This is a genomic window from Pseudomonas sp. D1HM, assembly GCF_019266105.1.
GTDB lineage: Bacteria > Pseudomonadota > Gammaproteobacteria > Pseudomonadales > Pseudomonadaceae > Aquipseudomonas > Aquipseudomonas taetrolens.
The window spans coordinates 1-488 of the sequence record NZ_LRMN01000051.1; the positions used below are offsets into that span (position 1 = coordinate 1).

Annotated in this window: 1 protein-coding gene; it reads right to left on the reverse strand. The window is 59.6% G+C overall.

Annotated features, from left to right (window positions below):
* Positions 1–488, reverse strand: a 488-nt coding sequence (locus AWM69_RS22670; protein WP_218728605.1) for an electron transfer flavoprotein subunit alpha/FixB family protein, incomplete at both ends; no start/stop codon positions are given.

The following is a 488-nucleotide window of genomic DNA, read 5'->3' on the forward strand; positions in this document are numbered from 1 at the left end:
TCGAACAAGTCCGCTACCAGGCCGTAATCAGCTACCTGGAAGATCGGGGCTTCTTCGTCCTTGTTGATCGCGACGATCACTTTGGAGTCTTTCATGCCCGCCAGATGCTGGATCGCGCCGGAAATACCAACCGCGATGTACAGCTGTGGCGCAACGATTTTGCCGGTCTGACCGACCTGCATGTCGTTCGGCACAAAACCGGCGTCGACCGCAGCACGCGAAGCACCCACGCCTGCACCCAGCTTGTCGGCCAGAGCGTACAGGTGTTTGAAGTTGTCGCCGTTCTGCATGCCACGACCGCCGGAAACGACGATTTTGGCAGCGGTCAGCTCAGGACGGTCAGACTTGGCCAGTTCTTCGCCAACAAACGACGAAGTGCCTGCATCGTGAACCGCTGCAACCGCTTCAACCGCTGCCGAACCGCCTTCTGCAGCAACCGGGTCGAAACCGGTGGCGCGTACGGTGATCACTTTGACCGGCGCTGTGGA